The organism is Photobacterium proteolyticum, assembly GCF_001939735.1.
Lineage (GTDB): Bacteria > Pseudomonadota > Gammaproteobacteria > Enterobacterales > Vibrionaceae > Photobacterium > Photobacterium proteolyticum.
Genome location: NZ_MJIL01000087.1, coordinates 89,322 through 103,006, shown reverse-complemented (window position 1 = coordinate 103,006; position 13,685 = coordinate 89,322). Strand labels below are relative to the sequence as shown.

General features: G+C 49.7%; 10 protein-coding genes. 4 read left to right on the top strand and 6 right to left on the bottom strand.

What is annotated here, in order from left to right; all coding sequences use genetic code 11:
• Nucleotides 1–234: 234 nt before the first annotated feature.
• Nucleotides 235–903, bottom strand: a complete 669-nt coding sequence (gene queE, locus BIT28_RS18625; protein WP_075766442.1) for a 7-carboxy-7-deazaguanine synthase QueE — start codon at nucleotides 901–903, stop codon at nucleotides 235–237.
• Nucleotides 904–1,300: 397 nt separating this feature from the next.
• Here queE and mlc point away from each other — a divergent pair, with 397 nt between their 5' ends.
• Nucleotides 1,301–2,515, top strand: coding sequence for a sugar metabolism global transcriptional regulator Mlc (gene mlc / locus BIT28_RS18620; protein WP_075766441.1), 1,215 nt, complete (start codon nucleotides 1,301–1,303; stop codon nucleotides 2,513–2,515).
• Between the two features lie 75 nt (nucleotides 2,516–2,590).
• Here the strand turns inward: mlc and BIT28_RS18615 are convergent, their stop codons facing one another.
• Nucleotides 2,591–4,594, bottom strand: a complete 2,004-nt coding sequence (locus tag BIT28_RS18615) for a methyl-accepting chemotaxis protein (RefSeq protein WP_075766440.1) — start codon at nucleotides 4,592–4,594, stop codon at nucleotides 2,591–2,593.
• Nucleotides 4,595–5,159: 565 nt separating this feature from the next.
• Between BIT28_RS18615 and BIT28_RS18610 the strand changes: the two genes are divergently transcribed.
• The 3 genes from BIT28_RS18610 to BIT28_RS18600 all read left to right on the top strand — a co-directional run bounded on the left by BIT28_RS18610 (nucleotide 5,160) and on the right by BIT28_RS18600 (nucleotide 9,455).
• Nucleotides 5,160–5,447 (top strand): hypothetical protein, encoded by a 288-nt coding sequence (locus BIT28_RS18610; RefSeq protein ID WP_075766439.1) that lies wholly within the window; start codon nucleotides 5,160–5,162, stop codon nucleotides 5,445–5,447.
• Nucleotides 5,448–5,638: 191 nt separating this feature from the next.
• Nucleotides 5,639–7,093 (top strand): AGE family epimerase/isomerase, encoded by a 1,455-nt coding sequence (locus BIT28_RS18605; RefSeq protein WP_075766580.1) that lies wholly within the window; start codon nucleotides 5,639–5,641, stop codon nucleotides 7,091–7,093.
• 448 nt (nucleotides 7,094–7,541) lie between these two features.
• Entirely contained in the window at nucleotides 7,542–9,455 is a 1,914-nt protein-coding gene (locus tag BIT28_RS18600; RefSeq protein WP_075766438.1) for a pyridoxal phosphate-dependent decarboxylase family protein, read from the top strand.
• Nucleotides 9,456–9,578: 123 nt separating this feature from the next.
• Here BIT28_RS18600 and BIT28_RS18595 read toward each other — a convergent pair whose 3' ends face one another.
• The 4 genes from BIT28_RS18595 to BIT28_RS18580 form a co-directional block, all read right to left on the bottom strand.
• Entirely contained in the window at nucleotides 9,579–10,481 is a 903-nt protein-coding gene (locus tag BIT28_RS18595; protein WP_075766437.1) for a LysR family transcriptional regulator, read from the bottom strand.
• Nucleotides 10,482–10,683: 202 nt separating this feature from the next.
• Nucleotides 10,684–11,439: a LutC/YkgG family protein gene (locus BIT28_RS18590; protein ID WP_075766579.1), complete on the bottom strand. Its 756-nt coding sequence runs from the start codon at nucleotides 11,437–11,439 to the stop codon at nucleotides 10,684–10,686.
• 38 nt (nucleotides 11,440–11,477) lie between these two features.
• The gene (locus BIT28_RS18585) at nucleotides 11,478–12,890 is read right to left on the bottom strand and encodes a LutB/LldF family L-lactate oxidation iron-sulfur protein (RefSeq protein WP_075766436.1); all 1,413 of its coding nucleotides are present in this window, start codon (nucleotides 12,888–12,890) and stop codon (nucleotides 11,478–11,480) included.
• 12 nt (nucleotides 12,891–12,902) lie between these two features.
• Nucleotides 12,903–13,622, bottom strand: coding sequence for a (Fe-S)-binding protein (locus tag BIT28_RS18580; RefSeq protein ID WP_075766435.1), 720 nt, complete (start codon nucleotides 13,620–13,622; stop codon nucleotides 12,903–12,905).
• Nucleotides 13,623–13,685: the final 63 nt, after the last annotated feature.

Below are 13,685 nucleotides of genomic sequence, written 5' to 3'. Positions count from 1 at the left end.
GCGCTCAGTATAGGTTTACGGAATTTTGGCTGTGTTAAAGGAGCGGCACCGTCTTGTAGATTGGGCAGGGTTCTAAAATGTAAGAATAAATACGTTTATGAGATGTCACTTGTCGTTACACGGCAAGCCTGGAAGGAGGGTCGAATAAGGGATTTTGCTGAAAAAGTCATGTTTGCCCAAGCCATCGCCTGATGACTTGGGTTAGCGGTATACCGCGAGAGCTAATCTCGTAGATTAGGCAATGGCAAGGTATTTGTGGGTTTGGATCGACAGGCGCCAGTTGCGTTTCACGCAGGTGTCGATACACAGCGCCGTGGCTCTTGGTTTCTGGCTAATTGGTTGCAGGGCAATGCTGACATCGTGCTTTAGCGCGACCCCGTCGATCAGGTTGTCGAGTTGTTCAATGTCTTTTGCTGTACCTACCGGGTGTTTGATTTCGTCGGCGCGCTCTAGTGCTGAAGGCAGAACAGCCAGTTTTGCCTTCATGTTGATTTTGGGAGAAACGGTTACCCAGGTATTGGCGGTAGCCTTGATTTCCGATGTGCCGCTGGTTTCGATCTGACAGCGAAAGCCTGCGTCTTCCAGTGATTGGGTAAGAGGAATAAGATCATAGATGCAAGGCTCCCCGCCGGTAATAACGACATGTCTGGCGGTATAGCCCTGATCTTTTAGCAAGGTAACCACGCCGCCTGCATCAAGGTTTGTCCAAAGCGGCGAGTCGGCAGTTTTTGCCATGATGTCTTCCAGCGGGGCAAAATCTTGTGGTTCGGCCGTCCAGGTTTGTTTGGTGTCACACCAGGCGCAGCCGACAGGGCAGACCTGCAGACGGACAAAGATGGCTGGGACGCCGGTAAATACACCTTCACCTTGAATGGTTTCAAAGACTTCGTTAATTTTGTACACCGCTAACCTCGTGGCGAGTTGAACATCGTATATTGCAATAACTGTCTGCAAAAATAGCAGCAGAGTATTATGTCAAAACTCGCGGCGGATGTCTTTACTCATTAGTGGCACGTGCAATTTGGGCTATATCAACTGGTCGGATAGTGCGAAGAAAAGCAAGTGTATGTAGGGTCGGCATGCAATAATTTCTGACTGGTATATCTTAAATTTTACTAGTAAAAAAACTACCGAAAAAAGATGCCTGATAATGCTTTGACAGCACAAAAAATGGGTACAGTTGCGTATTAGTCGTGATGGGTATCACGTCTTAGAAAGATTCGGCTTCACAATTAGTTCGCAAAGTAAAAAAATTAATCCACTAACATTTATTTTCACTTTTAATGTCGGGAGTATTGGCATGTATGTCGCTCAGCCTGGTCATATCGACCATATTAAAAGAAATAATGCCGGCAGCGTCTACAAGCTTATTGACCAGTACGGCCCTATTTCTCGTATCGAACTATCTAAACGCAGCCAGCTTGCACCTGCCAGTATCACCAAGATCACCCGAGAGTTGATTGAGGCACACCTGATAAAGGAAACCCAGTATCAGGAATCGACTAGCCGAGGCCGCCCGGCGATAGGCTTGCTTCCGGCTAATGAAGGCTGGCAGTTCATGTCGATCCGGCTTGGGCGAGGGTACCTGACAATTGCCCTTCATGAGCTTGGTGGTGATATTCTGGTCGAAGAGCGCCAGGATATCGAAGTGCTGCAGCAAGATGCTGTGCTTAAGAAGCTCCTTGAAGAAATCAATACATTCTTCGCCAACCACGTTGGCGAGCTAGATCGTATTACTGCTATCGCCGTATCGCTGCCGGGATTGGTGAATGCCGAGAAGGGCATTATTTTGCAGATGCCGCACTATGATGTGCATAACCTTGAACTTGGCCCCGCCATCCATGAGGCGACCGGGCTACCGGTATTTATCGGCAACGACACGCGCGCATGGGCGCTGGCTGAAAAGCTGTTCGGCAACTCACGCGATGTCGCCAACTCCATTCTGGTTTCGGTACACCATGGCGTGGGAGCGGGTATTGTGCTGGATAATGTCGTACTGCAGGGGCGTGTCGGCAATATTGGTGAGCTGGGCCATATCCAAATTAAACCTTACGGCAAACGTTGCTTCTGCGGTAACCACGGTTGCCTGGAAACGGTGGCGAGTGTTAAAGCTATTATCGAGCAGGTCGAGCAAGGTTTGCGTGAAGGGCACCCGTCTTCACTTCACGGCAAGGTACTGACCATTGAAAAGATTTGTGATGCGGCCGTTGAAGGCGATACGCTGGCGAGACTGGTTATTGTCGAACTGGGGCATAACCTTGGGCAGGCTATTGCTATCATGGTGAACCTGTTTAATCCTGAGAAAATTCTGATTGGCGGAGAGTTTAACCGCGCCAAGAGTGTACTTTATCCAGCCATCATGGAGTGTGTTCGCACCCAGTCGCTGCCTGTCTATAATCAGGATCTGAAGATCGAACAAAGCTGTTTTTATACCCAGGCAACTATGCCGGGAGCTGCTTTGGTAAAGCAGGCGATGTATGACGGTCACCTGCTCATGAAGTTGATCGAAGGTTAGGCGGGGCACTCTATCTGTCAGGCCGCCGGTGATGGCCTCCTGACAGTATGAGCTTCAATTTTCCCCAGATTAGAATCAGTTGAGCTTGAACTGGCTGACCAGTTCATTTAACTGCTTGTTGGCACCCGATAAAGAATGGGTTGAACGGGTGGTCTGCTTGGCATTGGTCGTCAGCATCTCGATGATGTTTTGGATCTGGGCCATATTCTGATTAATTTCCTCTGTTACCGCGTGCTGTTCTTTTGCCGTCGCAGCAATTAGCGTACTCGAATGACTGATTGTGTTCACAGCTCCAATCATTTCATCTAAGCCGCCATTCACGCGTTGTGTATCACCGACGACGACCGAGCAGCGAGCCTTGGTGTGGTCCATTGCCGTAACGACGCTGTTAACCCCTGTTTGCAGGCGGTTCAGCATCTCGTTGATTTCAGATGTGCTGCTTTGGGTACGAGCCGCTAGTGCTCGAACCTCGTCAGCGACGACAGCAAAGCCCCGGCCTTGCTCGCCGGCACGCGCCGCTTCGATGGCCGCATTCAGCGCCAGCAGGTTTGTCTGTTCGGCGATGTCTTGAATGACGTTGAGCACTGAGCTGATATTCTGCGTTTCATTGCTCATCTCCGTGACATTGGTTGAGGCTGTCTCAACTTGTTCCATCAGTAAGGAGACACTGTCGCTGGCCTGATTAATGGTCAGCTTAGACTGGTCGGCGGAACTGGTTGTTTCGTGTGTGACCGTTTCGGTCTCAGTGGCATTACGTGCCATTGTTTCGGCTGTTTCTGCCATTTCATTGATCGCGGTGATGATCTGTACGGTCTCTCCGGCATGTTGGTCGACAATACTTTGGTTGGTGCGACTTTGGTTTTCGACATTTTGGATGATGTCCGAGATCTGGTGGCTGGCGTCAGATACCGAGCCCATCATATTGCGCAGGTAGAGGATAAAATGGTTGACGGAGAGGGCGATATCACCGACTTCATCGTATTTGTTGATAGTGATCTCGGCGGTTAGATCGGCTTCACCCGACGACAGGGACTCGATATTATTTCTCAATGCCGCAAGGCGCCGGGTCAGGCGAGAGAAGGCAATAAAGCAAAATACGATAATAGTGGCAGCAATCGGGAGCTGGATAGACGCGAGAGTTGCGAGAATAGAATCGGTGGTCACTTCGAGCAACGCTGTTTCAGTACTGAAGGCGACTATCCATGGGGTTCCTGCAATTTTGTTCATGAACAGAGTATGCGCGATACCCTTGTCATCGTAGTTAAGCTGTAGCGGGACTCCTTCTCTTACCTCGGCGAGGTGTTTATTGATGCTGGCCGCAAAAGGGAATTGCTGGGTGACTGATGAAAGGTTTTCGAGCACCAGCGAGCGATTGATGCTACGTGTGTTGTTGAGGATTTTTCCGTTGGCTTCGACAATAAGAATATCCCCGTTTAGGGCTTGTTCGTTCTTGGCGGCCAGTTCATTGAAAAAGCCCAGAGCCAGATCAATGGTTGCCACGCCGTAACGCTGATTGTCTTTGAAGATTGACATGGCGCAGTTGGTTCTGGCCTCGGGGCTGGCCGAATCTTTATATGCCGGTGCCCATGCGCAAAGCCCGGCAGGTGCAGCAAGGCCATTTTTGTACCAGACCTGTTCGTAATACTTAAGCGAGTCTTTCGAGTTCCAATAAGTATTGACGATTAATTTGTTGCTGGCGTCGCGGTGGAAGAAGGTACTGAATTTCTCAATTCCTTGTTTCCTTTGTTCGGGAAGTGGCCAGATACCACCGCCAAAGACTTTGCTGTTGCCGTATTGATCGACCAGGCCCGGTAAAATCTGATCTATCTGCTCGCTTGAGACTAGCGGGATGGTTTGGGTGATGGCGCGCTGCTGCGACTGAACTTGTTCCAACTCCATTGATATTTCATTATTTAGCGCCTGAAGTACGCCTTTGATAATCGTCTCTTCGTTTTCGACTAACTTGGGGGATACCCAGTAGGTAATACCCAGTGTGGTCACCAGCCCCACAATGAGCATAAAGCCCGTAAAATACAGTGGGTAGCTGTATCTAATCGATTTCATTTTCCCTAATGCCATGTTGCTCCCTCTTTTATTGCGCTGATCTGTAGTGAATATCTTTGTTGTTATGTAGATGGTTATGAAATAAAGCAGAATGAATGCCAGCCATACTGCTCGGTATTGTTGTTATCGATTACACTTGCGGTTCGAATTCGAGCTAATTACGATCGAATTCGAACCATGCTAAACAAAAATGCCGTGACTGTATGTGATCTAAGCTTGACTAGTCTGCATGGAATTATGTTGATGTTGACTACTTAGTTAGACAGGTTTGGTTGTGACCTATTGAAAAATAAAGGGTGAAGGATTGGTGTAGGGAGGTGGTAACTTGAATCAGTAAGACTTACACTGATTGCTCGAACGAAGGTGCTAGAGGTGCGATCAATGAGGGTCTGGAGACGATATAAAGTCAATTCGATATTGGTTGGGGCGAATACTCAGAAATCGGTGCTATTTGGGATAAACAATGGGCCGCTGGGTTTATTTTTTTGAACATAGCAATGAACACTAAATTCAGGGCTTGTCCGGTCACTCACGATGTGCCGATATAGCTATTCATCCCGTTAATATGATTGGAGAAGATATGGCCAAATATCAATTTTTCGTCCTGCCAAATACCGACCGTCGTCAGTTTACTTTCCTGGACTCGGCTTCAGAGACTTTTCTCCGGGAGAAAGAGCAGCTAATTGCTCAGGGGTTTGAAGTCGAAGATGATTTTATCTATGCCGACAATGAGAAAGAGGCCGTTGAAAAGTTTAAATCCAATTATATTACAGCGCTCGAAGACTATAACGCTTCCCACCCGGAAACAGCGTTGGCATCAGCGGTCGTTGAAGTATTCCGTTCAGCAATGAAGCGGGTTAAGAAGTAATAGCCACGATGATTTAATTAAAGACCTTATTGCTGTGAGCTTAAAGACAGTTTGTGCAGGTCCTTGTCATTATATTATCTATTGATTTTATTGGATAAATATAAAGGAGCATCATGAACGCTTGGGTACAGGCTCCCACCCGGTGGTTACTGTTTATTTTGAGTGCCTTCTGGCTGTTTCAAGTACCGGTGATGGCACAAAGTGTGTCAGAAAAGAACTTGTCGGGAGTGAGCCCGTCAGAGAGTTCGCCGTTACCAACGGGTGAACGATGGCTTGAACATGTCGAGAACGGTTTGCGTCCGTTTTGGATAATGGATACTGCCAAAGGTACCCCGATCGGAAATTTTCCGACTTTCCGCTGTGATAACGGTGCGCTGCTTAATATCGATGCCCCGTGTAACGAGCTTAATCAGGATTGGATCCGAAGTCATTTTTCTCGTGACTATACCCGGATGAAGTCACGTCAAATTTACGCCTATGGTGTGCTATATCACCTGACCGGTGATGTCGAAGCCCTGAAGCTGGCCAAGGCTGGCGTTGATTATTTATTGCATACGCTCAGGGATCAGCAAAATGGCGGTATGATCAGTTTTCGTGAAAATGGCAAGCCCGGTCTGAACTGGCAGCAGCGAACCTCTCAGGATCAGGCCTATGCCATTGTTGGGCTGGCTTTCTACTATTACCTCACCCGCGATCCCGTGGTCGAGCAGGCCCTGATCGAGCAACAGCAGTTTATCTTTAGTCAGTATCGCGATAACGCTACCAATCAACTGCTCTGGGTTATCGAAGACGGAGACGAGCAATACCGCAAACAGCAGGAGCTTGTTGCCCAACTGGATCAAATCAATGCCTACTTACTGCTGGTTACGCCGTTATTGCCTGAGCCTGCCCGCCAGAAGTGGCGTCAGGATTTGTATTGGCTAACCGAGCAGATGCTGGTGCAATACCATTCCGAAGACGAGCAGCGCTTTTATGGTGCTATTCATCATAAAGCGGTGAAAATGGCTAATGCTCGACACAATGATTACGGCCATACCATCAAGGCGTATTGGATGACTTACCTGGTTGGCCGCTATCTGCAGCAACCTGACTGGGAGCAGTTGGGACGCAAAGGGATGGCACTGACGTTACAGCGCGCGGCATATGGGATGAGTCCGCCTCAGATGAAGCCATACTTGTCCGAACAGCTTTATAGCCAGTGGCAGACGTTGCCGGAAATTCTGAGCTGGCGAAGCGGCCAGTATAACTGGTATATATCTTCCTGGCAGTGGGCGGAGCTGGATCAGGCTGCGGTGACACTCAACATGCTTGAGCCGGGCAGTACCAGCCAGCAGCTCAACTTTACCCTCAACACCTATTTTGATGCTTGGGTAGACCACCAATATGGCGGAGTCGGGTCACCTAAGCAATTTCACTGGGGCAATGGTTATCATCAGTTTGAGCATGCCTTGGTTGGCTATCTTGGCACCCAGGCAGCTTATGAAAAGCCAGCTCGGTTGTATTATGCTTTGTCGCCTAAATACGAAGGGACACTGCAGCCCTACTACTATAAAGCTGACATTGTTCGGGTTAGCCAAGGTAAGACATTAGCTGGCTTCGAGGGCTTACAAGAAGTGACAGTGGACTTTGAGCATATCCGCCCTTAGTACTATCAGACATTAATCCGGCCCATAAGCCCAAAGGCCGGATTTAATATTTTAATTTTGAGCTATTTTTAGTGATAAAGCCCACAACTTGGTCACCCAGATTTACAAAATGCCTATTTACCTTCCTTGTTGCATATATAAGTCTCGATCATTGCGGTAGAATCGCTGCCAATTCCGAGTTAAGAAGTCTTCGAATTAATAACGCCTTAGATTGGTTATGCTACCTGCTATTTCGGGGTGGCAGATTTGGCGTTGAGTCATGGTCGTGGTGATGAACTGCTGTTGATTGCTATTGCATTAATTTTCGAAAAACGATCAGACCTTGTGATTTGGCGGAGGGAATAGGTCTCTGCCTGAATTTGGATTGTAGTGTGGAATTGAGGACCAACAGACTTATGGTCATGGACCATTTCATTGGTTTTCCAAACGATTACAGTATGGGTTTATTATGAACAAAGATGTAAATGTCGATGCCCTTTTCCTGGGGCCTAAATCTGAAAACCGGGTTTTCTATAAAGAGATGATGGAATATGCTATAACGGAGCATATGCATTGGCGCTCTGGCTTCCACCCGGAAGATTCGGCTCTGGTGACTCCGCATTGCCAGTATCAACCAGATTTCCGCGATACCTTATACCGTACAGAAGACATTCTTCGCGATTTGTCTTCCCGCCTTAAGACAAAGTCCGTTCCATGGTTTTCACCACGCTACCTAGGCCACATGAATGCCGATACCTTGATGGTGTCGCATCTGGCCTACGTGATGACGATGATGTACAACCAAAATAACTGTGCGGTTGAAGCCTCGCCTGTAACGACAGATTTGGAACTTGAGGCCGGCCGTGATCTTTGCCAGATGTTTGGTTATGACGTCGGCAAGTCGTGGGGGCATATTACCTCGGGTGGCACAGTGGCCAACTACGAGGGGATATGGGTTGCCAGAAACCTGAAATCAATGCCGCTGGCGATGGCTCATCATGATGGCGCAAAAGATTTGGTCGCAGGTTTAACTGAACAGCAATTGCTGAACATGAAGACTTCAGACGTGCTGGATTTAACCGATGAGCTGAAGAAGCGTGGCATCTTCGAGCAGGTTAGGGAGCTGTCTGCACGAGGCGTTGGTGTCGAGCCGGGTAAGCTGGGCAAGTTCCTGGTACCGCGATCGAAGCACTACTCGTGGATGAAAGCCATGGATATTCTGGGCTTGGGACAGGAGCACATTGTTCCGCTGGATGTCGATAGCAACTACCGTACAGACGTGAAGAAAATGCGTGAAATAACCTTCCGCCTCATGGAAGAAGGTACGCCGATTCTGGGTATGGTATCGGTGGTGGGGACAACCGAAGAAGGCTCCGTGGATGCTGTTCACGAAGTGGTGAAATTGCGACAGGAATGCGAGGATAAATACGGTAGCTCGTTCTATATTCATGTTGATGCTGCCTACGGTGGCTATGTCCGCTCTATGTTCCTGGATGAAGAGTCTCAGTTCATGGACTATGACGCTTTGGTTGATAGCTATCGCAGCAAAGAGATTATCCCTGAGGGCGTGGTGTGGCCTAAGCGTGATGTATATGACGCGTTTCAGGCGATGTCAGAAGCCGATTCTATCACTGTCGATCCGCACAAGGTGGGGTATATCCCATACTCTGCCGGGGCGGTTGCGATGAAAGACAGCCGTATCGTTGACCTTATTTCCTATCATGCGGCCTATGTATTTGAAGAGTCTGATGAGCAGGACGTCGGTGACAAGCCGGTGATGCTGGGCTCTTCGATTATGGAAGGCTCCAAAGCGGGTTCGACAGCTGCGGCAGTATGGGCTGCCCACCGCCTGGTGCCGTTAAATATCAGTGGCTACGGTCATGTGATTGGTCGCGGTATTGTAACGGCAGACTGGTTTACCAATAAACTGGCTACGGCTGAGCCGTTTGTTGTTCAGGGGCGCAGTTTTGAAGTCCGACCGTTGATGCATCCGGATTTTCATATGGTCAACTTTACGTTTAAAGAGTTGGGCAATGACAGTCTGGCAGATCACAACAGCCTGAACCAGCGCGTCTATGAGCGTTGCTCTTATGCGTCGGGTCGAGCCTACAGCAAAGACTTTCTCACCTCGTCAACGTCCCTGACGGTGGATGAATATGGTGACACGCCGAGCATCTATGTGCGTGAGCGCGGATTTGATGTGCAAGAGTGGGAGACCGAAGGTTCGGTGTATATTCTGCGCTCTGCGGTGATGACAACCTTCCTGCGCGACGAGGTCCGCTTCAGTCAGTACTGGAATAACCTGCGTGACATCTTTACCCAGATCCTGACGGAAATTGTTGATGAGGAGAATAAAAAATCCTTGTCGCATTCAGCAGCGTAACTCTCGGTTCATAATCCCGAGAGATAACATCTGCTGAGGTTAGAGGCTAGAAATGGCGAGCTTTTTAGGCTCGTCATTTTTTTGCTTAAGGTTGTGTTGAATCGCTCATTGAGGAGGACCTGATTAGAAACGGTCCTTGATTTCCAGATAGCGCTCGCGGATATGTTCGATCAGTGCCTGAATACGTTTAGCCGGTTTGCGGGTGTACGGATAGACCGCATAGATCCCGACGACTTTCCCGGCATGCTCCGGCAACACCTCGACCAGGCTGCCTTGCTGGAGATCGTCATAAATCAAGCAGGTAGGCAGGTAGGACAGGCCGTTGCCGGCAAGAGTCGACTTACGCAGTGCTGCGGCATTGTCCGATGAGAAATTGCCAGCGACTTTTAGCGTATATAGTTCGCCGTTACGGATAAACTGCCAATCGAACGGGCCGGTGCTCTGCTGGTTGTAGCCAAGGCAATTGTGGTGCTGGAGAGCCTTGGGTGTCATCGGCATACCGTATTGCTCGATGTATGTCGGTGAGGCGCAGATGACCCAGCGTGAGTTGAATATATGGCGGGCGATCAGGCTGGAATCTTCAAGGTAGCCGGTACGGATCACCAGATCGACGTTCTCGGACAAGAGGTCAACGAAGTGGTTGTCCAGCGACATATCGACAGTCATGCCGGGGTGCTTCTGGCAGAAATCCGACACCGCTTCAGCCAGCAATAGTTCGCCGGAAATGGTCGGGACAGACATCCGGATGTGGCCGGAGAGTGTTTCGCTAAAACCGGTCACGGCATCGAATGCCGAATGGGCGATCTGGCGGATATCCTTGGAGCGATGATATAAGACTTCACCGGGTTCGGTCAGGGTCAGCTTCCGGGTTGTTCGGTAGATAAGCTGGACACCCAGCTCGGATTCAAGCTTGCTGATCCGCTTGCTGACAACGGACTTTGTGATTGTATTTAGCTCGGCGACTTTGCTGAACGAGCCATGTTCTATCACCTGGGTAAATAAGACGAGATCATCAATTTGGGGCATGGAAACGGTTACTCCTCGAAACTGACTGCATTATACCCAAGCTATCTCAAGATGCTCGTTTCAGCGAGAATTACTTAGCTACTAGGCTAGGCTCCGATTAGAAGATCTAGTGGTTCTAAATTAATAATCGGTATATACAAAAGAAGCGACCATACGGTCGCAACTTTTGCAGGGAGGGTGGTTTGAGGAAACGAAGACCAGGCTACATGTCATCGATGATGACATAGGTGGCGTAGACTGGGCCGTGAACACCAACCACTTTGATCAGTTCAATATCGGCGGTTGAGCTCGGGCCTGAGATGAAGTTCACACAAGACGGGATCCGCTCGCCGTTCTTGGCTTTTTCATGCAAGGCAGCTGTTGCCTGGGTCAGACGCGGGATCAGCGCGCTCTTCGGTACAACAAAGACCGAGGCTTCCGGTAACAAGCTGACTGCACGGCCTTGTGCTGGATTGCTATAGAGCACCATAGTGCCGGATTCCGCCAGAGCCTGCTCGGCAAATACCACACCGACCTGCGCACGTTCGGCAATTGTAATGTTTGGCTCGTAACCTGCCGACTGATCCCAGACATGGACGGTGTGCTGCTCGTCGGCCAGTTCAGACGGATTAACCAGAGCCAGTAGCCTTTTATCTGCCGACAGTATGGTTTCACTGTCCTGGCGCTCGGTATTCTCTTCCTCGTTGCTAACGTAGTACAGACAGGCTGATTTTAGTGTCGCAGTCAGTTCGGCCTTAGTCGTTTCAATCGCACGGGCACCGAGAGCTGTTTCGGTATAGTGGATCAGCGTCGCTTTCAGTTCGTCCTGACTTTTATCGGCCAGCACTTCGTGATGGCAGGTGTATTTTAGCGCAGGGCGTTCGACGGGTGTTGTCTTGCGCTCGCGGCCAAGCTTTTCGGCGATATTGTCAAGGAAGCTGTCGCGGTTATAGATGCGCTGTTCGCTCTGGTGAACCATTGTTTTTTCTGAGTCGTTGTTAGCCATAATTCCCACCTTTATCCCTTGTTACGTTTTTTGAACCAACTGCGGAATGACTCGCCATCTGGCTCAGGTAAGTCGCGTGATTCGGTCCATGCACTGACCCCGATATTGACAGGTAGCTTGCCGTCTCGGATCAGGCCGCTGGCTACCGTGGCCCCCACTTTTACGGTATTGCCCCATAGCAGAGGTCGGGCGTTGATGAAGTTGAAGGCACCGACAGTGGCGCGTTCAAGCAGTGGTGTCTGTTTGCTTTCCGCCATTTTTTGGCGGTGCTTGAGCAGCAGATCCGACAGCGGAATCTTCACCGGGCATACATCGTGACAGGCGCGGCACAAGCTACAGGCGTATGGCAAATCTTTAAAGTCGTCATAACCGCCAAGCAGTGGCGAGAGCACGGCTCCGATTGGACCCGAGTAGATAGAACCGTAGGATTGCCCGCCGATATGGCGGTAGGCCGGACAAGTGTTGACGCAGGCAGCACAGCGTACACAGCGCAGGATATCTTTGAACTCCGAACCGAGAATATCGGAGCGGCCGTTATCAATGATTACTAGGTGGAACTCTTCCGGGCCATCACAATGTTCGTCTTCGCGTGGGCCCGTTAGGGCCGTTACGTAGCCGGTTAGCGGCAGGCCAACGGCGCTGCGACATAGCAGGCTGACAACAATATCCAGTTCTTCGAAGGTCGGAACAATGCGCTCCATACCCATCACGGCGATGTGTGTTTTCGGCAGGCTAGTGGCCAGACGGGCATTACCTTCGTTGGTAACCAGCGTTACCGTGCCAGATTCTGCGACGGCGAAGTTACAGCCGGTAATACCGATATCCGCTTCCAGGAAATCATGGCGGATATAGTCACGTACATAGCGGGTCAGCTCTTCCGGATCGTCAGATCCCTGATAGTCAATTTTCTCTTTGAAAACGTCGCGGATTTGCATCCGGTTCTTGTGCAGAGCCGGAACAACGATATGAGACGGTGGATCGCAGTCATCAACCTGAAGGATATACTCGCCCAGATCGGTCTCAACAACTTCGCACTCATTGCGCTCGATGATTTTGTTGAGGCCAATTTCTTCGGTCACCATGGATTTGGATTTGACGACTTTCTTGGCGTTTTTCTCCTGGACAATGTTTTCGACATATGCCGTGGCTTCTTCTGCCGTACGAGCAAAGAACACATGACCACCATTTTTCTGGACATTGTCACTAAGTTGCTGAAGGTAGTAATCCAGGTTTTCCAGAACGTGGTTGCGGATATCCATGCCCATCTCGCGCCACTCTTCCCAGTTTCCGAGCTTCTCGGCGGCAATCGCACGGTTGGTAAACATGCGCTCCTGGGCATTGGCAACGGATTTGCGCATGAAATCGTCTTGCATTTGGACGTCAATACGGTCTTTAAATTTGATATTGCTGGTTTTCATTGACATAACAACGCCCTCTTAACGACTCATCAGCACATCGACAATGTGCAGTACTTTTACCGGACGCCCTTCGCGGGTCATACGTCCACCAATATTCATCAGGCAACTGATATCGGCGCCAATGAGGTACTCTGGCTGGACTTCACTAATGTGGTGGACCTTTTCTTTGACCATCTCACCGGAAATCTCTGACATCTTGACCGAGAAAGTGCCACCGAAACCACAGCAGGTTTCCTGATTCTTGATTGGCACCATTTCCAGGCCTTCGACATTGGCCAGCAGGCGAAGCGGTTCCTCACGCACACCCAGTTTGCGGATCAGGCTGCATGACGGGTGATAAACGGCACGGCCTTTCAGGCGGGCACCGACATTTTCGACACCTAGCTCGTTGACAATAAACTGAGTCAGTTCGAACAGGCGGTCGGCTACCTTCTGTGCGCGGGCAGCCCACTCTGGTTCGTCGGCAAGGTATTCCGGATAGCGTTTGATCGAGGCTGCACATGAACCTGCCGGTGTAACGATAGGGTGATCATTTTCTTCAAAGGCGGCAATCAGGTTTTTCATTGCCGGCTTGCTGCCTTCAATGTAGCCACTATTCAATGAAGGCTGGCCGCAGCATCCTTGTTTTTCAGGGAAGATGATTTCACAGCCAAGCTGTTCCAAAAGCACGACAGACTTTTTGGCAACCTCGGCTTTTACCGTGTCGCACAGGCAGGTGGCAAAAAAGTTTACCTTCATGATATTGCTCCAGTGACGGTTTACCCGTGTTTATATTGTGGTAGTTATTTTTTGTGTTCAGCG

What these genes read in the sequence shown, in the direction of transcription:
- mlc (WP_075766441.1), top strand. Translation starts at nt 1,301, where the DNA reads ATGTATGTCGCTCAGCCTGGTCATATCGACCATATTAAAAGAAATAAT.
- BIT28_RS18615 (WP_075766440.1), bottom strand. Translation starts at nt 4,594, where the DNA reads ATGGCATTAGGGAAAATGAAATCGATTAGATACAGCTACCCACTGTAT.
- BIT28_RS18610 (WP_075766439.1), top strand. Translation starts at nt 5,160, where the DNA reads ATGGCCAAATATCAATTTTTCGTCCTGCCAAATACCGACCGTCGTCAG.
- BIT28_RS18605 (WP_075766580.1), top strand. Translation starts at nt 5,639, where the DNA reads ATGGCACAAAGTGTGTCAGAAAAGAACTTGTCGGGAGTGAGCCCGTCA.
- BIT28_RS18600 (WP_075766438.1), top strand. Translation starts at nt 7,542, where the DNA reads ATGAACAAAGATGTAAATGTCGATGCCCTTTTCCTGGGGCCTAAATCT.
- BIT28_RS18595 (WP_075766437.1), bottom strand. Translation starts at nt 10,481, where the DNA reads ATGCCCCAAATTGATGATCTCGTCTTATTTACCCAGGTGATAGAACAT.
- BIT28_RS18590 (WP_075766579.1), bottom strand. Translation starts at nt 11,439, where the DNA reads ATGGTTCACCAGAGCGAACAGCGCATCTATAACCGCGACAGCTTCCTT.
- BIT28_RS18585 (WP_075766436.1), bottom strand. Translation starts at nt 12,890, where the DNA reads ATGTCAATGAAAACCAGCAATATCAAATTTAAAGACCGTATTGACGTC.
- BIT28_RS18580 (WP_075766435.1), bottom strand. Translation starts at nt 13,622, where the DNA reads ATGAAGGTAAACTTTTTTGCCACCTGCCTGTGCGACACGGTAAAAGCC.